General features: G+C 54.1%; 19 protein-coding genes. 8 read left to right on the plus strand and 11 right to left on the minus strand.

The genetic code is table 11. The features are described 5' to 3' along the window. The 4 genes from phnE (THS27_RS15875) to phnD all read right to left on the minus strand — a co-directional run bounded on the left by phnE (THS27_RS15875) (window position 1) and on the right by phnD (window position 3,461). On the minus strand, window positions 1–825 hold the full coding sequence (phnE, locus tag THS27_RS15875; protein ID WP_085592571.1) for a phosphonate ABC transporter, permease protein PhnE: 825 nt from the start codon (window positions 823–825) through the stop codon (window positions 1–3). Next, the gene (phnE, locus tag THS27_RS15880) at window positions 819–1,628 is read right to left on the minus strand and encodes a phosphonate ABC transporter, permease protein PhnE (protein ID WP_085592573.1); all 810 of its coding nucleotides are present in this window, start codon (window positions 1,626–1,628) and stop codon (window positions 819–821) included. Before phnE (THS27_RS15880) ends, phnE (THS27_RS15875) begins: the two co-directional genes overlap by 7 nt. After that, window positions 1,625–2,422: a phosphonate ABC transporter ATP-binding protein gene (phnC, locus tag THS27_RS15885; protein ID WP_085592575.1), complete on the minus strand. Its 798-nt coding sequence runs from the start codon at window positions 2,420–2,422 to the stop codon at window positions 1,625–1,627. Before phnC ends, phnE (THS27_RS15880) begins: the two co-directional genes overlap by 4 nt. 79 nt (window positions 2,423–2,501) lie before the next feature. Further along, complete coding sequence (phnD, locus tag THS27_RS15890; protein WP_246832982.1) at window positions 2,502–3,461, minus strand: phosphate/phosphite/phosphonate ABC transporter substrate-binding protein; 960 nt, start codon at window positions 3,459–3,461, stop codon at window positions 2,502–2,504. Between the two features lie 247 nt (window positions 3,462–3,708). Here phnD and THS27_RS15895 point away from each other — a divergent pair, with 247 nt between their 5' ends. Both THS27_RS15895 and fumC read left to right on the plus strand, forming a co-directional pair. Next, on the plus strand, window positions 3,709–4,521 hold the full coding sequence (locus THS27_RS15895; protein WP_085592579.1) for a DeoR/GlpR family DNA-binding transcription regulator: 813 nt from the start codon (window positions 3,709–3,711) through the stop codon (window positions 4,519–4,521). A 255-nt stretch (window positions 4,522–4,776) separates the two neighbouring features. Next, complete coding sequence (gene fumC / locus THS27_RS15905; protein WP_085592583.1) at window positions 4,777–6,168, plus strand: class II fumarate hydratase; 1,392 nt, start codon at window positions 4,777–4,779, stop codon at window positions 6,166–6,168. A 61-nt stretch (window positions 6,169–6,229) separates the two neighbouring features. Here the strand turns inward: fumC and THS27_RS15910 are convergent, their stop codons facing one another. Continuing rightward, window positions 6,230–6,706 (minus strand): DUF2867 domain-containing protein, encoded by a 477-nt coding sequence (locus THS27_RS15910; RefSeq protein WP_168184917.1) that lies wholly within the window; start codon window positions 6,704–6,706, stop codon window positions 6,230–6,232. A 314-nt stretch (window positions 6,707–7,020) separates the two neighbouring features. On the opposite strand from THS27_RS15910, the gene THS27_RS15915 reads away from it, so the two are divergent. From THS27_RS15915 to THS27_RS15930, 4 genes are all read left to right on the plus strand, one after another. Next, window positions 7,021–7,548, plus strand: a complete 528-nt coding sequence (locus tag THS27_RS15915) for a hypothetical protein (RefSeq protein WP_168184918.1) — start codon at window positions 7,021–7,023, stop codon at window positions 7,546–7,548. 50 nt (window positions 7,549–7,598) lie between these two features. Beyond that, window positions 7,599–8,153, plus strand: coding sequence for a copper chaperone PCu(A)C (locus THS27_RS15920; RefSeq protein ID WP_246832983.1), 555 nt, complete (start codon window positions 7,599–7,601; stop codon window positions 8,151–8,153). 159 nt (window positions 8,154–8,312) lie between these two features. Next, window positions 8,313–8,807, plus strand: coding sequence for a cupin domain-containing protein (locus THS27_RS15925; RefSeq protein WP_085592588.1), 495 nt, complete (start codon window positions 8,313–8,315; stop codon window positions 8,805–8,807). 45 nt (window positions 8,808–8,852) lie between these two features. Further along, on the plus strand, window positions 8,853–9,503 hold the full coding sequence (locus THS27_RS15930; protein WP_246832984.1) for a LysE family translocator: 651 nt from the start codon (window positions 8,853–8,855) through the stop codon (window positions 9,501–9,503). Window positions 9,504–9,593: 90 nt separating this feature from the next. On the opposite strand, the gene THS27_RS15935 is transcribed toward THS27_RS15930, so the two are convergent. Further along, the gene (locus THS27_RS15935) at window positions 9,594–9,944 is read right to left on the minus strand and encodes a hypothetical protein (protein ID WP_085592592.1); all 351 of its coding nucleotides are present in this window, start codon (window positions 9,942–9,944) and stop codon (window positions 9,594–9,596) included. Between the two features lie 445 nt (window positions 9,945–10,389). Between THS27_RS15935 and THS27_RS15940 the strand changes: the two genes are divergently transcribed. After that, window positions 10,390–10,728 carry a helix-turn-helix transcriptional regulator gene (locus tag THS27_RS15940; RefSeq protein ID WP_085592594.1) on the plus strand — a complete coding sequence of 113 codons (339 nt, stop codon included), beginning with the start codon at window positions 10,390–10,392 and terminating at the stop codon, window positions 10,726–10,728. Then, on the plus strand, window positions 10,718–11,209 hold the full coding sequence (locus THS27_RS15945) for an SRPBCC family protein (protein ID WP_210402922.1): 492 nt from the start codon (window positions 10,718–10,720) through the stop codon (window positions 11,207–11,209). The genes THS27_RS15940 and THS27_RS15945 overlap by 11 nt, the downstream gene beginning before the upstream one ends. 144 nt (window positions 11,210–11,353) lie before the next feature. Here THS27_RS15945 and THS27_RS15950 read toward each other — a convergent pair whose 3' ends face one another. The 5 genes from THS27_RS15950 to THS27_RS15970 form a co-directional block, all read right to left on the minus strand. After that, window positions 11,354–12,349 carry a peptide ABC transporter ATP-binding protein gene (locus THS27_RS15950; protein ID WP_085592598.1) on the minus strand — a complete coding sequence of 332 codons (996 nt, stop codon included), beginning with the start codon at window positions 12,347–12,349 and terminating at the stop codon, window positions 11,354–11,356. Then, window positions 12,350–13,339 carry a dipeptide ABC transporter ATP-binding protein gene (gene dppD / locus THS27_RS15955; RefSeq protein WP_085592600.1) on the minus strand — a complete coding sequence of 330 codons (990 nt, stop codon included), beginning with the start codon at window positions 13,337–13,339 and terminating at the stop codon, window positions 12,350–12,352. Between the two features lie 6 nt (window positions 13,340–13,345). Then, entirely contained in the window at window positions 13,346–14,290 is a 945-nt protein-coding gene (locus THS27_RS15960) for an ABC transporter permease subunit (RefSeq protein WP_085592602.1), read from the minus strand. A gap of 14 nt (window positions 14,291–14,304) precedes the next feature. Further along, the gene (locus THS27_RS15965) at window positions 14,305–15,315 is read right to left on the minus strand and encodes an ABC transporter permease subunit (protein WP_085592604.1); all 1,011 of its coding nucleotides are present in this window, start codon (window positions 15,313–15,315) and stop codon (window positions 14,305–14,307) included. 123 nt (window positions 15,316–15,438) lie between these two features. Further along, window positions 15,439–17,046 carry an ABC transporter substrate-binding protein gene (locus THS27_RS15970; RefSeq protein ID WP_085592605.1) on the minus strand — a complete coding sequence of 536 codons (1,608 nt, stop codon included), beginning with the start codon at window positions 17,044–17,046 and terminating at the stop codon, window positions 15,439–15,441. Window positions 17,047–17,447 lie beyond the last annotated feature (401 nt).

Consider the following 17,447-nt stretch of genomic DNA (forward strand, 5'->3'; position numbering starts at 1 on the left):
TCAGATCACCTTTTTACGCAAATATGCAGCAATGGCCTCGCCGATGATCACCAGGCCGATAATGGCCAGCAGGATCGTTGCTACGGTTTGCCATGCAAAGGTGTCAATCGCGCCTTGAAGGATGATGCCAATGCCGCCCGCACCAACCAGCCCCAACACCGTGCTTTCGCGCAAATTGATGTCCCAGCGCAGGATTGATACGGCAAAGAAAGTCGGCATCACCTGTGGAATAACCCCATAGATCAGGATTTTAAAGCGCGATGCGCCAACAGCTTCAAGGGCCTCTATCGGGGCGCGGTCAATTTCCTCGATCGCTTCGCCCAGCAATTTGCCAAGGAAACCAAGCGAGCGAAAAATGATGGCAAGAATACCTGCCAGCACGCCGGGACCAAAAACAGCCACAAACAGCAATGCCCAGATGATGGTATTCACCGAACGCGACGAAACCAGAATGAACCGGCCCAGCCACAGCGTCGCCTTGTTGGGAGTGGTGTTTTGCGCCGCGATCAGGGCAATGGGCAACGACAGAAAGACAGCAAAGAATGTGGCAATCGTTGCGATGTTGACCGTTTCCAGAAGGGTCCAGGCAATATCCTTCCAGCCGTCAAGCGAGGGCGGAAACATGCGGGCAAACAAATCGCCCATCTGCATGGGGGCATCCCATAGCCACGGCCAGATAATGTTAATGGTTGAAAGTGACCAGACAAGAGCCAGGGCGACCAGCCCGGTCATGGCAAAGCGGGTCCAGCGTTCTTTAGAGGTATATCGGGACCATTCGCGCAGAGCGATGGCATCCGGCCCGGATTTTTGCGTGGTAGCTACCATAGGTTCCTCCGGATCCGGCCGCTGATGGCCTCGCTGACAAGAATGACGCCAATGATGCACAGCGTAATTGCCAGGGCGAAATCATAGTCGTATCGCCCGAACGCATTGAGAAGCGTTGATCCGATACCACCCGCCCCGACAATGCCGACAATGGCCGATGCACGCAGGTTGCTATCAAGCTGATAGATTGAAAGGCCGATCTGGCGGGGCATGATTTGCGGGATCACGGCATAAAGCAGAGTAACAAAAGTGGCACCCCCGGCGGCCTTGATGGCTTCGACCTGGCCCCAGTCGATTTCCTCGATCCGTTCGGCCAGCATTTTGGCGACAAAACCGATGGAATAGATTGTCAGTGTTAAAATACCGGCCAGCGGGCCAAACCCGACAGCCTTGACAAAGATAATGGCGACGATCACCGGGTGAAAGCTGCGGGCGACAATGATAGTGCCGCGCCCGATGATATAAAGCCAGCGCGGGGCAATATTCCGTGCCGAGGCAAAAGCAATGGGCACAGACAAACCCAACCCCAGCAGGGTCGAGACAATGGCGATTTTGATGCTTTCCATAAAGCCGTCAAACAACAGTTCGCCGCGGATAAAACTGGGCGGGAAAGCGCCTTTGAAAATACGGATCGCGCGGGGAACACCTTGCTGAATGCGCTCCCAGTCGAAAGGCAGGCTGGTCAGTGCCCACCAGATATAGGCCGCAGTTCCGATAATCAGCGCCCAGCGCAACACCGGGTTGGCGATAAAGGACGGTTTTTTCCAGGTGCGGCCCGTTGTGGTTTCAACGGTGCTGTTCATCTTGCCGCTACCTCGCGCAAATGGGTGCTGCTTTCGGCACCGCCGCGTTCCTCGGCGGGGACACCGGCATAGATTTCATCCATGGCGTCGTTGTTCAGATCGGCGGGGACGCCGTCAAATGTGATGCGGCCAAACCGCATGCCGACGATGCGCTGGGTATATTCCTTGGCTTCGTTAACGTTATGAATGTTGATCAGAACCGGCAGGTGCAGCTCGGATGCCAGGGCGCGCAGCAATTCCATAATCTGTTTTGATGTTTTCGGGTCGAGCGAGGCGGTTGGTTCATCGGCCAGCAGAATTTCGGGTTCCTGCATCAGGGCGCGCACCACGCCCACACGCTGGCGTTCCCCGCCCGACAGTTCGTCGGCACGTTTGTTGGCGTAATGGGCAATGCCGACACGTTCCATCAAATGGAATGCACGGTCGATATCCTGTTGGGGATAGTTACGTGTCATGGCGCGCCAGGCGGGCAAATACCCCAGGCGGCCAGACTGCACATTTTCCATCACCGTCAGACGGTTGATCAGGTTAAAGCCCTGAAAAACCATGCCAATGCGGCGGCGTGCCAGGCGCAGGGCCTTGCCCTCAAGTTTGGTCAGTTCGGTGCCGTTCAGTTCGATCGAACCTGATGACGGTTCCACCAGTTTGTTGATACAGCGCAGCAGCGTACTTTTACCCGCACCCGATGCGCCAATGATGGCAACAACACTTTCGCCAGGGACTTCAAGGTTCAGGTTTTTCAACACTGCCTTTTCATCACCATAACGTTTTACAAGTTCCTTGATACGCAGCATTGCGTTTCCCCGGTAAAATCAACCTGGCCGGGGCCCAAAAGGACCCCGGTAACATCAGGCCGGTATAAAAAGGCAAAGATTATTTCAGGTTGTCCGGGGTGTATTTAACCCCGTTGGCGGCCTGGATTTCGCGAATGACATCCCAGTCTTCCTTGTAGGTAACCGGAATGAATTTCGACACACCCTTAAATTCTTCACCAAGGGCTGTGCCCTTCATATCGAAGGTAAAGAAGGCTTCCTTGATCTTTTCGATCAGTTCGGGTTTCAGGTTGTAGGCATAGTTGAACGAAGTTGTCGGGAAAGGTTTGCTTTCGTAAATGATCTTGACTTCATTGGGGTCATACAGGCGGCGCTGAACCATGCGTTCAACCACTTCGGATGCCACAGGGGCGGCATCATAGTCGCCGGCAACGACCCCCAGGATCGACTGGTCGTGCGACCCGGAATAAACAACTTCATAATCCTTTTCCGGAACGATGCCCTTGGCTGGCAGCAAGGCGCGCGGGGCAAGGTTACCTGAATTTGATGTGGGCGAGGTATGGGCAACACGTTTGCCTTTCAAATCGGCAAGCGTGTTAATGCCACTATCCACGCGGGTATATAGTTGCAGCGTGTAACCAAAACGCCCGTCATCCCCGCCCATCAGGGCAAAGGGAACCGCACCGGCAAGGTTAACCGCAAACGGGGTTGGCCCGGTTGAAAAACCCGCAACATGCAAGCGGCCGCTGCGCATCGCTTCAACTTCGGCCGAGTTTGATTGCACGGCAAAGAATTGCACATCCTTGCCGGTTACTTTTTCCATATGTTCCAGAAACGGCTTCCAGATATCGGCGTAAACCGCCGGGTCTTCGACCGGGGTATATGCGAAAACCAGTGTGTCGGGGTCTTCCTGCTGGTCTGCGGCAGGGGCATCAGCCACAAGATCGCCGTCCATATCGCAATACATCGGGTCAAGATCGCCATGCGCAATGCAATCATCGGCGGCGCGTGCCGTGCCGGTGTGGGTCATCATGCCCATCATGCCAAGTGCAGCCAGCATGAGGGTTATTTTTGATGTTTCTGTTTTTTTCGGATGTGAAAACATTTTCGTGGAGCCTTTCTTCCCTGTAACGCTTGAATTATGCCGTCGTAAAGTGGTTTTGTTGGCATTATTGTTGTTTTTCCCAACATTATAGAGCGTTAAAAAGTTTGGAAAGCAACATAAAACTGTCACAAACAGTTACAAAAACAACTGCTAATATCCATAAAATCCCCGAAGTCAGGCCAGTTATTGGAAGGATTGGCATTTGCGTATCGGAAAAAAAGAACGACAGAGCCGCATTCTGCAGGAATTGCAAATTCATCCCCATGTGCGAGTTGCCACATTGGCCGAACGATTCGATGTGGCGACGGAAACCATCCGGCGTGATCTGGATGCATTGGGACGTGCCGGGTTGGTGATGCGCCAGTTTGGCGGGGCATCGGCAAAACCAATGGGGCATCAGCCCGATTTGGCCCAACGCCAGTTAGGGGCGGTTGCGGGCATTGGCCGCATTGGTGCGCAAGCCGGTAAAATGGTGCAACCCGGCGAGGTTATCATGATTGATGCTGGCTCCACCGTAACCCGGATTGCCCCTTATCTGAGCAGTGATAACCCGGGCCAGCATCGAACCATTTTGACCAATTGTTATGCGGTGGCGCATGGCATGGGCGAGCAGGCCGCGATTGACGATGTAATTTTGTGTCCAGGGCAGTTTGACCCGCGTGAAAATGCGGTCTACGGGCATGATACGGTCGATTTTTTGCGCCGCTTTCACGCCAATCGGGCCTTTATCGGCGCATCGGGCCTGTCATTGCACGGGTTTAGCGATGTAAACCGCAAGGCGGTGGCGGTTAAACGTGCCATGATGGAACGTTCGGACGAAACATGGCTGTTGGTGGATCATACCAAATTTGAACAGCGATATCTGGAAAGTATTGGTCCGTTTAGCACCCTGTGTGGCGTGATTACAGATCAGGCCCCGCCGGAAAATTTACGCGAAAAACTGGCCCGTGCCGGTGTCGAGGTGATTGTGGCCGATCCCGAAGCCGGGCTTTCCGATATTCGTATTGTTGTCTAGGTCAGTTTCTTTCTCCGTCGCCTTTCCTTTTCTCCCCTTGCTCTCCTTCTCTTTCCGCCTTCTGTTGGGCATTTCCTGCCTGTTTCGGTCCCGTCTTTTATCTTTTCCGCTGCATAATATTGGTCCGGTTTGCTTTTTTTCACCTTGTCAGCTTTGCGCTGACAAAGAAACTTACCCATATTCGCAAACAGTATCGCATATGCCGCCGGGTTCCCGCCCCGGTCAGTATCTATTCTGACACGGAGGATTTATATCGTGACTGATCACGCTACAACGCGCACCGAACAAGACACCATGGGCGAAATTGACGTACCCGCCGACCGTTATTGGGGCGCGCAGACCCAGCGCTCGCGTGAAAACTTTCGCATTGGCGGAGAAACAATGCCCGAAGCCCTGATCAGGGCCTTTGGCTTGCAAAAGCTGGCGGCGGCCCGCACCAATAGGGTATTGGGCAATCTTGAACCCAAAATCGCCGATGCCATTCAGGCAGCCGCGCGTGAAGTGGCCGACGGCAAATTGTCTGATCATTTTCCGTTGGTGGTGTGGCAAACCGGCAGCGGCACGCAAACCAACATGAATGCCAACGAGGTTATTGCCAACCGGGCGTGCGAATATATGGGGGCGCCGCTGGGCAAGCGCGAACCGGTTCATCCTAACGACCATGTTAATCGTGGCCAGTCATCCAATGACAGCTTTCCGACCGCCATGCACATTGCTGCGGTGGTTGAAATTGAAGAACGGCTAAAACCGGCCCTGCGTCATTTGCGTGAAACGCTGGATGCCAAAAGCCGGGCCTTTGACAACATCGTTAAAATTGGCCGGACTCATATGCAGGATGCCGTGCCCCTGACTTTGGGGCAGGAATTTTCCGGTTACACCATGCAGATCGAATTGGGGCTGGAGCGGATTGAAGACGCGCTTAAACGTCTGTCCAAACTGGCACAGGGCGGCACGGCCCTTGGCACCGGGCTTAATGCGCCCGACGGTTTTGACGAACAGTTCGCCCGCGAAATCAGCAGCCTGACCGGGCTGAATTTTGAAACCGCCGCCAACAAGTTTGAAGCCCTGGCCGCGCATGATGCCTGCGTTGAAATGTCGGGCGTGATGAATGTGCTGGCCGCATCACTGATGAAAATTGGCAATGATATTCGGTTGCTGGGTTCCGGGCCGCGGTGCGGGCTGGGCGAATTGATATTGCCTGCTAACGAGCCGGGATCGTCAATTATGCCCGGCAAGGTTAACCCGACCCAGGCCGAAGCCCTGACCATGGTGTGCGCGCAAGTGATGGGCAATCATGTGACTGTAACGGTGGCGGGGTCTAACGGGCACCTTGATCTGAATGTGTTCAAACCGGTAATTATCTATAACCTTTTGCAATCCATTCGTCTGCTTGCCGATGCATCCGTCAGCTTTGCCGATCATTGCATTGCCGGGTTGGAGGCCGATCAGGAAAAGATTGATCTTTATGTTGAACAAAGCCTGATGCTGGTAACGGCCCTGGCACCACATATTGGTTATGATAATGCCGCTGCCGTTGCCAAAAAGGCGCATAAGGACCGGTCCAGCCTGAAAGAAGCCTGCCTTGCGCTTGGTTTTCTTGACGGGGATAAATTTGACGAACTTGTCCGGGCTCGCGATATGATCTGATGTGCCTTGCTGCGGCACCGGTTTTAACGACATTTGGCCGGGCGTTTGACGCCCGGTCAATTTACCGGGGGTAAGCAGCCCTAAGCATGGTCGGAACGATGACCCTGTGAAAGGGCATGATGGTTGCCAGATAGGCCCGGCCAAAAAGGTTGTGGCGCTTTGTCAGGGTTATGGCACGGATCAATGTCTGATCATTGGCAATATGTTCAATTTCAATCACCAGCCTGAAATCAAGATGCCGGTCATCCAGGCCCAGCGTAATCGATGTATCGGTGCGGTCAATCACCGGGAAAATGCCAATAATATTCGGGTTGTCGCTGTCATTTGCGCCCGATTTCAAACCAAGCGGACTTACCAAAAGGTCACGCAACCGCATCAGGTGAATAATCCAGTCCGGCCTCGACATCATGATTTTTTGTGCGGCATTCTCAGGTGTGATGCCGTGCTCCGACGTTGTGATTGTGAAGGCATCGGCCCAGTCGGCAGTTGGAAAGGATATATGAGGCAAGGATACCGGAACAGCAGCTGCATTTGACACGTGGTGATCCTTTTTCGAACGTCCAGAGACATACATATTGCCATCATGCCCGGAACATACTGAGTGACGGAATTGTCGTATCAGCTGATTTCGGGTGTATCAAGAACATGTTAAGCGCCGTGATGTTGCAGCATTAGACGATCCGTTCGGGGTGATTTGTTAAAATACGTGATCAATATGGGCCGGGCCGGGGTTTCCTCGGCCCGGTTTGATATATAACATTGCCGATTGAACAGCGATTGGGCATATCATCCTGTATGGCAGCAAAATATTCCGCATTTTTGCCGTATCCTGCCACGGTGGTTTCTGCGCCGATGGCACGATTACGCCGCACCTTTAACGGTGTTCAAGGCTCCCTGCGAACTGGTTTGCGGGTGTGGGGGCTGATTTTTGTTGTCATTCTGGCATCCCTGACCCAGGCGGGTGTGCCGCTTGCGTTGCATGGGGCCGGTGGAAGCGGGCCCGGGTCGTTTCAGGCCAGGTCCGACATTATCTATATCTGCACCGGAAGTGGTATTCAGCCGGTTCGCCTTGGGCCGGTAAAGGGTGGCAGCACGAATGTTGCAGGTGTTGCGGCGTCATCATCTTCGCTGGCGAGCGATGATAATATCGTTGTTAATGCTAATGCTGCGACCACTGGTTCGGCTGGTAAGGCCGCACCTTCCCATGCTTTTTGTGCCCATTGTGCTTTTTGCCATGCCATCCCGGCGCTTGCAGCGGGCTTTATATATTCCCATCCGGTTTTGCAAACCCGGTTTGCCCCTGTTCCGGCGGGGCAGGAGGCAGGCTTTATTCTGGCCGTTGTCGGGTTTGCGCCGCGTGGTCCCCCGGTTTTCATCTGATCGATCAATTCGGCGGCGTTTTATTTTCAATCAGAGAAATGGACCAGATCATGTTTAACAGGTTTTTGGGAATTGCCACGATGGTGGCAGGGATTGCAGTTGCGCTTCCGGCATTTGCCGGTGACATCACAATCAGCGATGCGTGGGCCAAGGAATCCATTGGTCGTGTGCCAAACGGGGCGGCTTTTTTTGTCATTCATAATGATGGGGGCGCGGACAAAATTGTTGGCGCGACCTCGGACCTGGCTGATCGCACCGAACTGCATACACATATCATGGAAAATAACGTGATGAAGATGCGCCGGGTCGAGGGCGGGGTTGATGTGCCTGCCAACGGCGAGCTGACCTTCAAACCCGGCAGCTATCATGTGATGATGCTGGATTTGCACGAACCGTTAAAGGCCGGGCAGCATGTTGCCCTGACTTTGCAGTTTGAAAAGGCCGGGGAGGTGCCGGTTGATGTCGCGGTTATTTCCATGTCGGATGCGGCCAGCAAACAGCATGGTGCGATGAAGATGGATATGAAACCCGGCAAGGATGGCGCCATGGGTAAATCAAACGGCATGGGTGGTTCGTCTGGCGGGGCGGGCCAAATGCAAAACTGATTATAGCTTTGGTCGCGGTATGGCTCGGTTTTGGGCCTGTACGCGGTTTGGGGTATAAAACACCGTCAGGAATGAATGGTAATGACAAGGGGTGCGGATTGAACCGCGCCCCTTTTGCCGTCATGATGGTGTTTTGCCAAAATGCGATGCGCGGGAAACATGACCAATATTGATGATCTGATCACAAAGCTGAACCTGTTGCCCCATCCCGAGGGCGGCTATTACGCCGAAACCTTTCGGGCCACGGAACCCACCAATCCGCAGGGGCGATATCCGTCGGATCGTGCGACAGGCACGGCGATTTATTATCTTTTGACCGCGGATACATTTTCGGGGATGCATATTTTAACCTCGGACGAGATTTTTCATTTCTATATGGGCGATACGGTAGAGCAATTACAGCTGTTTGCCGATGGCAGCCACCGGGTGGTCGAGATCGGAACAGACATTGTTGCAGGTCATCATCCGCAACAGGTGGTGCCCAAAAATGTGTGGCAAGGGGCCCGCCTTAAACCCGGCGGCGCATTTGCCTTGCTGGGATGTACGGTGGCACCGGGGTTTGATTTTGCCGATTTTACTATGGGCAAACGGGCGGACCTGATGGCGACCTGGCCTGATGCGCGTGACATGATTACGGCCTTGACGCGCGATTGAATTTGCGGCGCAATCGGCAAACAAAATTGTGATTTGTCGGGGTGGATGATGTCCTTTGATACGTGGCTGGTTTTTGCCGGGGCGGCCTTTGCGCTTTCGATGGCGCCGGGACCCAATAATTTGATGGCGATGTTTAATGGTGCGCGCCACGGTGTGGGGGCATCGGCCACGGGCGGCATTGGCCGATTGCTGGCCTTTGTTATTATGATTGTGGTTGCGGCAACCGGCCTTGGTGTGGTGCTGGCGGCAAGCGAAGTGGCGTTTGGCATTATCAAATATGCCGGGGCGGCGTATCTGGTTTATTTGGGCATTAAAACCTGGCGCAGCCCGGTTTCCGGTCAATCGGCGGAAGGAGCGGCAATTTCGGGCGAGCACAAGGTATTTCAGGCCCGCCCGCGTGCCTATGATCTGGCCCGGCGTGAATTTTTGACCGCGATGGGGAACCCCAAGGCCATTTTGATTTTTACCGCCTTTTTCCCGCAGTTTTTAAATGCGCAAGCCCCTTATGGCGAACAGTTTGCCATTATGGGACTGACATTTTTGCTGATGGAGGCCTGCGTTTTGCTGGCCTACGGGCTGGTCGGCGGGCAGGTGAAGGGGTTTGTGCGGTCTGCCGGCCATTTGCGCATTCTTAACCGGGTTAGCGGTGGTGTATTGATGGGGGCAGGGGCGTTGCTGGCTGTGGCACGCCGGTAATTTCGGCGTATTTTATTTATGTTAATGTCAAAATGAAAACGGGCTGCGCAAGCGGGCAGCCCGTTTGGGAGTGGTTGTTTCACCGGCGATTTAATTGCCGCTGCCAAACACGGTTGAAAGAGACGTCACAAACATAACCAGTGTTAAAATCGCAAAAAGATATGCCCAATAGCGTACCTTGATGAAAAATATGCTGTCGCCGCGCTTGAGCAAAACGGTTTCGCCGGTTTTTTCATCTAACAATTCGCGCCCCTTGTCGGAACGTTCAAGCCAGCGCATGGTTTGAAAGACAGCCAGTGTTGCGCCAAGCATGATGAAGGCAGGCAACATTTGCTGGGGAACGTATTGTTCGACCAGTCCAAAGACAAGCATGGAAATCAGCGCACCGATCAGTGCAGCCAAGGGCAGCAAAATGCCCCATCCTCTCCAGATAATAAACATATGATCCTCCGCGTTTGTTTTGTTTTGTTATGTTTTGAAGCTCGATGCCGGGGATATATGACCCGGAAAGGGTTCTATGAAAACAGGAAAGTGCAGGGAAACCACAAATTTCATGGGTCCGAAAACATAACCATCCCCGCGTGCACGCGCAGCAAAAGCCCGGCAAGAAGGGACGCAGATTTTGCTGCACCCCCTTTGAGGAAAAGATTGATCTGATGGTGCATGCCCAACGCAAATGGCATCCATCACCAGTGAGGGCAGAAATCAGCATATTTCCCTTACCCGATGCGGGGTGACTTTCCGACCTTCAATGACGTGCAGCCCCGGACCGACCTGGGTGTGATGTTTCATTGGTTCGGGGTGTCGGCTTTGATGTTTCTATAAATACTAAGGCAATTGACTTAGTGTTGTTGACAAAGGCCCGGAATATCGATTACTAAGGCATATGCCTTATCATTCTACGCCCCTGGACCTTGCCTTTCATGCTCTTAGCGATCCCACTCGCCGGGCGGTGGTTTCGCGGCTTGCCCGGGGCGAGGCACCTGTGAGCGATCTGGCCGCACCTTTCGACATGGCCCTGCCCTCATTCGCGCAGCACCTTAAAGTCCTTGAAGATTGTGGTCTGATCACCAGCGAGAAACGCGGGCGTAGCCGTTGGTGCCGACTGGTGCCGGAATGTTTCGATGAGGCTATGACCTGGCTGGAATCGGAGCGTCGGCGTTGGGCCGCCCAGCTTGATCAGCTGGAAGTCTACTTGGACAAAAAGGAGGTAGATGATGGATGATACGAAAAATCCGATTGAGACGTGGTCTCTTGACCGGGAAATCGTGCTGGTCAAATTATTGAACCACCCGCGCCATAAGGTCTTTGCGGCCTGGACGGACCCTGATGCGCTGGCGAAATGGTATGGCCCCGTCGGCCTCGACATCGAGACCCTGGAAGCGGACATCCGGGAAGGAGGAGTCTGGCGGTTTGATATGGTGGGTGAATTTGAAGGCAAACCGCAGCGTTTCGAAAACCACATGCGCTTTTTGGAGATCGTGCCGAATGAGCGGATTGTTATGGATTACGGCACACCTGACCCTGACGACCCCGAACGGTTTCGCATGACGGTCACCTTTGATGAGCAGAGCGACGGCAAGACTGTCGTTACGTTACGCCAACTCCATCCCACTCGGGAACGGCGCTCTGCGGTTATTGCTTTCGGTGCGGTGGAATACGGGCTCCAGACTCTTGACGGACTTGCCGCATGGCTGGATGGTTAAACCTTCGGTCAAGCGGCGCTGCACAAGAAGGCGACGAACGTTCTATCGATCTGGCACCATATGCGCACAACCTGTAAATAAAGGGACGCATTGTTTGGATGCGTCCCTTTGTTCATACCGGTTGATTGTCGAAGAAAGGCAGGATCAGAAGATTTCCTCAACCCGATGGCAGGCGACTTCGCGGCCTTCAATAACGCGCAGTTCCGGGCGGACCTGGGCGCAATGCTCGGTCGCGTAGGGGCAGCGTTTATGAAAGGCACAGCCTGATGGCGGGTTGATCGGGGATGGCAGCTCGCCCGTTAGCGGGTCGGATTTAACCCGGTGGGCGGGGTCAATTTTTGGCGCTGATGCCAGCAAAGCCCTGGTATAGGGATGAAGCGGGCGGTTAAACAGTTCCTCGGTTGGGCCTTTTTCGGCCACCCGGCCCAGATACATGACCATCACATCATCGGCAATGTGGCGCACCACAGACAGATCATGCGAAATGAACACATAGGCGACGTTCATTTCATCTTGCAAATCCATCATCAGGTTCAAAACCTGTGCCTGCACCGATACGTCCAGTGCGGAAACAGGTTCGTCGGCAACAATGACCTTGGGTTCAAGGATCAGCGCACGGGCAATGGCAATACGCTGGCGTTGCCCGCCCGAAAACATGTGCGGATAACGATTGAAAAATTCCGACCGTAACCCGACCTTGGACATGGTCTCGCGCACGCGTTCCTGGCGTTCCTTGCGGCTCAGTTTTTCCATATTCAGCAAAACCGGTTCTTCCAGAATCTGGCCGACCTTTTTGCGGGGATTAAGCGAACCATACGGGTTCTGGAAAATCATTTGAACCGTGCGACGAAACAGCTTGGCGTCTTTTTCTGACAAATTGCCAACAGCTTCGCCATTGATTTTAAGCGCGCCCGAAGACGGCTTTTCGATCAAGGTTAACTGGCGGCCAAGGGTGGATTTGCCACAGCCGGACTCTCCGACAACTGCCAGGGTTTTTTTGGCTTCCAGCGAAAATGAAACACCATCCAGCGCCTTGACTGATGCGGTCGGTTTGCCAAATCCGCCCCCCACCGTGTAATGCCGCGCCAGGGTGTCCCCTTCCATAAGGGCAACGCCGGGTTTGGTATCAAGAAAGCTCATTTACACAGTCCTCCCGGTGGGCTGCCCGTTATCATCTAACGGATAAAAACACCGCACGTCCCGGCCGTAATAATCCTCTACCAGCGGCTGGGTCGATACGCATTTATCGGTGGCGTAACGGCAACGCGGGCTTAACAGGCACCCGGTCGGGCGGTCATGTGCGCCCGGAACCACACCGGGGATGGTGCGCAATCGGTCATGACCTTCCGAGCGTTCCGGCAATGCTTCTAGCAAGGCCTGGGTATAGGGATGGCGCGGGGCGGCAAACAGGCCATCGGCCGGGCCGCTTTCAAACAGCTGACCTGCATACATCACCTGAATGCGGTCTGCGGCCTCGGACACCAGGGCCAGATCGTGGGTGATCAGGATCAGGGCCATGTCACTGTCTGATTGCAGTTTCAATAACAGGTCAATGATCTGGGCCTGAATGGTGACATCCAGTGCGGTGGTTGGTTCGTCCGCCACCAGCAGGCGCGGGTTACATGCAATTGCCATGGCAATCACAATACGCTGGCTCATCCCGCCCGAAAGCTGGTGGGGATAAGCCTTCATCCGCGATTTGGGGTCGGGAATGCCGACCTGGTTTAACAAGTCCAGCGTGCGTTCGCGCCGTTGCTTTTTGTTGCCGCCCTCATGGACCTTAAGGGCCTCCATGATCTGGGTTTCAACAGTGTAGCACGGGTTGAGCGACGACATTGGATCCTGAAAGATCATGGCGATGTCTTTGCCGGTAATGTTGCGGCGCTTGCGTGCGGGCATCCGCAACAGGTCTTCGCCGTCAAAGGTCAGGCTGTCGGCGGTGACACGGCCGGGATAGTCGATCAGGCCCATCAGGGCCAGCGAACTGACAGATTTGCCCGACCCGGATTCACCGACAATACCCAGAACTTCGCCGCGTTCGACCGAAAAGCTGACGGAATCAACCGCGCGAAACGGGTTGTTTTCCGAGCCAAATTCGACCGTCAGGTTTTTTACTTCTAACAATGCCATGACGATTTACCGCTTCATCTTGGGATCGAGGGCATCGCGCAGACCATCACCCATCAGGTTAAAGGCCAGCACGGTGATCAGGATACACAGGCCGGGGAAGGTAACAATCCACCAGGCGGAACCAACGAATTCGCGGGCATTTGCCAGCATCGAACCCCATTCCGGCGTCGGCGGTTGTGCGCCAAGGCCCAAAAAGCCAAGGGCAGCCGCATCCAGAATGGCGTTGGAAATGCCCAATGTACCCTGCACGATCAACGGGGCGGCACAGTTGGGCAGAATGTTGATAAACATCTGGCGCAGCGCACCGGCACCGGCAATTTGCGAGGCGGTGACATATTCCTTGTTACGTTCCGAAATCACCGACGCCCGGGTCAGCCGCACGTAATGGGGCAACTGAACAATGGCAATGGCCAGCATCGCATTGATCAGGTTCGGGCCAAGAATGGTGACAATGGCAAGGGCCAGTACCAGGCTGGGAATGGACAACATGATGTCCATCACCCGCATGATGCCAATTTCAACCCAGCCCCGGAAATAGCCGGAGGCCAGACCAAGGGTCACGCCAAAGATGACCGAAATAATCACAACGAACAGGCCGATAAACACCGAAAGCTGCGCGCCATACATCAGGCGCGATACCATGTCGCGGCCAACCGCATCGGTGCCAAGCAAATATTGCGAGCTGCCGCCATCTTCCCATGCCGGCGGCATCTGGATGGCGGAACGGTCCTGTACGATCGGGTCGTACGGGGCAACGACCTGGGCGAACACGGCTAAAAAAACAACAATGCCAACAATAATCAAACCGGCAAGTGCGCCGCGATTCTGGCGGAAATAATGCCAGAATTCAGCCATCGGCGAGGGCGGTTTGGCGACCAGGCTTGCTTCAAGTTCCTTGCGCGCTGCATCGTCCTGATCGGGCGTGGTCGCGGGATTTGTTTGTGTACTCATAACTTTGCCATCCCTTAGCGCGTATGACGAATGCGGGGATTGATCACGCTATAGGTCAGATCAACAAACAGATTGACCATCATGATCATGATCGCGATCAGAAGAATACCGCCCTGAATGGTCGGATAGTCGCGACGGCTTACCGCTTCGACGATCCATTTGCCAATGCCGGGCCAGGAAAAGATCGTTTCCGTCAAAATGGCACCGGCCACCAGCACACTCACCTGCAAGCCAATCACGGTCACAACCGGGATCAGGGCATTGCGAAGGGCATGGACAATCACAACCTTGGTCGGGCTAAGGCCCTTGGCGCGCGCAACACGGATGTAATCCTCGCGCAGAACTTCCAGCATCGAGGATCGGGTCATGCGGGCAATCACGGCCATTGGAATGGTTCCGAGCGCAATTGACGGCAGGATCAGATGCTGCAAGGCATCGACAAATGCGCCTTTCTGATCGCTTAGCAACGTATCAATCAGCATGAAGCCGGTCGTGGGTTCAATGTAATACAGAACCGACAGACGGCCCGAAACCGGGGTCCAGCCAAGGGATACGGAAAAGAACATGATCAACATCGTTGCCCACCAGAAGATCGGCATCGAGTACCCGGCCAGCGAGATGGTCATGGTGGTATAGTCAAAAATGCCACCCCGGCGCACTGCGGCAACAACACCCAGCGGCAAGCCAACGACAATGGCAAATAAAATGGCAATAACACCCAGTTCGACCGTTGCCGGGAACAGGGTCATGAATTCTTCGAGGACCGGTTTTTTGGTCACAAAGGATTTGCCAAGGTCGCCCTGGAATACCCCCAGAAGATAATGGAAGTATTGAACAATGACCGGCTGATCAAACCCGTATTGTGCCTTTAACTGGGCATAACGGACAGCATCAACGCCACGTTCCCCGGCCATCATCAGGATGGGATCACCAGGAATCAGGCGGATTAGGAAGAAGACCAGCAGGGTAACGCCGAAGAATGTCGGCACAATGTCACCCAGTCTGCGGAAAAGGAATCCTAGCATGCCTTGGGGCCTTTTTTGCTCATTCAGGCGCTGTTTGCGCGCTTGAACGTTCTCTCTCTTATTTTTATCCGGGAATGCGAAGAGGCCCGGATAACCGGGCCTCTCGACAAAATGGGGGCGCGATTATTCCTTGATATCGACGCCGTAGAAGATGTGACCGCCAAACGGGTCAATCTTGTAGTTTTCAACTTCCTTGCGGATCGGTTCGAAAACAACAGAGTGTGCAATGGTTGCCCACGGAGCCTGTTCCTTGAACACAACCTGTGCCTGTTCGTACAGACGGGTGCGTTCCAGAACGTCCGAAGTGGTCTTCGCCTGCTGAATCAGCTTGTCGAAGTCTTCGTTGCACCACTGTGCACGGTTTGAACCGCCAACGGCATCACAACCCAGCAGAACGGCCAGGAAGTTGTCGGGGTCACCATTGTCACCGGTCCAGCCCATCAGGAACGAACCCTGTTCGCCCTTTTTGGTGCGTTCCAGATACTCGCCCCATTCGTAGGAAACGATTTTGGCTTTAACGCCAACCTTGGCCCAGTCAGCCTGGATCATTTCGGCCATACGACGCGCATTCGGGTTGTACGGGCGCTGTACCGGCATGGCCCAGATATCGGTCTCAAAGCCGTCCGGATAACCGGCATCTGCCAGCATCTTTTTGGCGGCTGCAGGATCGTACGGGTCGTCAACGATGTCGTTGTTATAGGACCAGATGGTCGGCGGAATCGGGTTTTTCGCCTTGGAACCGGCACCCTGGTAAACCGCTTCAAGGATCGCATCCTTGTTGATCGCCATGTTCAAAGCCTTACGGACTTCGGTTTTGGTGAACGGTTCTTTCTGGGTGTTGTAGCCAAGGTAACCAACGTTCAGACCTTCCTGGCTCATCAGGTTGATCGACGCGTCAGAATCCATCGCCTTAAGGTCAGCCGGGTTCGGATACGGCATCACCTGGCATTCGCCAGCTTTCAGCTTCTGGTAACGAACGGTGCTGTCCGGGGTGATCGCAAAGATCAGGTTGTCAATCGCGGCCGGGCCTTCCCAGTAATCAGGGTTGGCTTTATAGCGAATGACAGCATCTTTTTGGTACTGAACCAGCTGGAACGGGCCGGTGCCAACCGGGAGAAGGTCAACCTGTTCCGGGGTGCCAGCTTCGAGCATGTTGTCGGCATATTCGCCTGACAGGATCGATGCAAAATCCATTGCCATGTTGGCAATGAACGGGGCTTCCGGACGGTTCAGCACGAATTTAACGGTGTAATCGTCAACTTTAACGATGTCTTTGATCAGGTCGGGCATCGACATGGCGTCGAAATATTCATACGAACCGCCGCTGACACCGTGATAGGCGTTTTCTTTGTCCCACATGCGGTCAAAAGAATACAGAACGTCGTCGGCATTGAATTCACGGGTCGGGGTGAATTCCTTGGTGGTCTGGAACTTCACACCTTTGCGAAGGTGGAAGGTGTATTCCAGGCCATCAGCCGAAATGTCCCAGCTGGTTGCCAGGCCAGGAACGATCGTTGTCGTGCCGCGCTTGAACTGAACCAGACGGTTATAGACGTTCTTTGACGTCGCATCAAAGGTTGTACCCGATGTGTAAAGCTGCGGGTTGAAACCTTCAGGGCTTCCTTCCGAGCAATAAACCAGGGTTTTTGCCGAAGCGGCCGTCGGTGCGGCCCAGGCTGTCGTCGCAACAAGGGCTGCGCCCAAAGCCGCTTTGACGAAAGTCGCTTTCATTTATATGCCTCCCTCAAGGCTGGCCCGAACAGCCATTTATGATTTGCAAGTCTCACCCTTTGCAAACCACATGATCCGTCCGGGCTGGTTTACCCGATCCAACACGCATGTTGGTAATCGTCGTGGGAAAGTAATCAGGGTTTTTGCGTACCGTCAACGCCTGCTGAGGGATTTTACGGACAGATCACGACCGCGTGACAGATGAATTTATGTCAAGTGTTTGTTATTTTTATGAAATTGACGATAAATTTTTTCGGTGGCTGCCATGTGTTTTTTTCGGGTCTGCTTGTGCCACCACGTAAAAATGCGCCCTCGCTCTGTAGATCGGGGGCGCATTTTCATATTTTATACCGTACAGGGATTCGTGCGTCGTTTCAGGTAATTAGGTGTTTAGTCCCGGC

It is taken from the genome of Thalassospira sp. MCCC 1A01428, assembly GCF_002115825.1.
Taxonomy (GTDB): domain Bacteria; phylum Pseudomonadota; class Alphaproteobacteria; order Rhodospirillales; family Thalassospiraceae; genus Thalassospira.

What these genes read in the sequence shown, in the direction of transcription:
- phnE (WP_085592571.1), bottom strand. Translation starts at nt 825, where the DNA reads ATGGTAGCTACCACGCAAAAATCCGGGCCGGATGCCATCGCTCTGCGC.
- phnE (WP_085592573.1), bottom strand. Translation starts at nt 1,628, where the DNA reads ATGAACAGCACCGTTGAAACCACAACGGGCCGCACCTGGAAAAAACCG.
- phnC (WP_085592575.1), bottom strand. Translation starts at nt 2,422, where the DNA reads ATGCTGCGTATCAAGGAACTTGTAAAACGTTATGGTGATGAAAAGGCA.
- phnD (WP_246832982.1), bottom strand. Translation starts at nt 3,461, where the DNA reads ATGCTGGCTGCACTTGGCATGATGGGCATGATGACCCACACCGGCACG.
- THS27_RS15915 (WP_168184918.1), top strand. Translation starts at nt 7,021, where the DNA reads ATGGCACGATTACGCCGCACCTTTAACGGTGTTCAAGGCTCCCTGCGA.
- THS27_RS15920 (WP_246832983.1), top strand. Translation starts at nt 7,599, where the DNA reads ATGTTTAACAGGTTTTTGGGAATTGCCACGATGGTGGCAGGGATTGCA.
- THS27_RS15925 (WP_085592588.1), top strand. Translation starts at nt 8,313, where the DNA reads ATGACCAATATTGATGATCTGATCACAAAGCTGAACCTGTTGCCCCAT.
- THS27_RS15930 (WP_246832984.1), top strand. Translation starts at nt 8,853, where the DNA reads ATGATGTCCTTTGATACGTGGCTGGTTTTTGCCGGGGCGGCCTTTGCG.
- THS27_RS15935 (WP_085592592.1), bottom strand. Translation starts at nt 9,944, where the DNA reads ATGTTTATTATCTGGAGAGGATGGGGCATTTTGCTGCCCTTGGCTGCA.
- THS27_RS15940 (WP_085592594.1), top strand. Translation starts at nt 10,390, where the DNA reads ATGCCTTATCATTCTACGCCCCTGGACCTTGCCTTTCATGCTCTTAGC.
- THS27_RS15945 (WP_210402922.1), top strand. Translation starts at nt 10,718, where the DNA reads ATGATGGATGATACGAAAAATCCGATTGAGACGTGGTCTCTTGACCGG.
- THS27_RS15950 (WP_085592598.1), bottom strand. Translation starts at nt 12,349, where the DNA reads ATGAGCTTTCTTGATACCAAACCCGGCGTTGCCCTTATGGAAGGGGAC.
- dppD (WP_085592600.1), bottom strand. Translation starts at nt 13,339, where the DNA reads ATGGCATTGTTAGAAGTAAAAAACCTGACGGTCGAATTTGGCTCGGAA.
- THS27_RS15960 (WP_085592602.1), bottom strand. Translation starts at nt 14,290, where the DNA reads ATGAGTACACAAACAAATCCCGCGACCACGCCCGATCAGGACGATGCA.
- THS27_RS15965 (WP_085592604.1), bottom strand. Translation starts at nt 15,315, where the DNA reads ATGCTAGGATTCCTTTTCCGCAGACTGGGTGACATTGTGCCGACATTC.
- THS27_RS15970 (WP_085592605.1), bottom strand. Translation starts at nt 17,046, where the DNA reads ATGAAAGCGACTTTCGTCAAAGCGGCTTTGGGCGCAGCCCTTGTTGCG.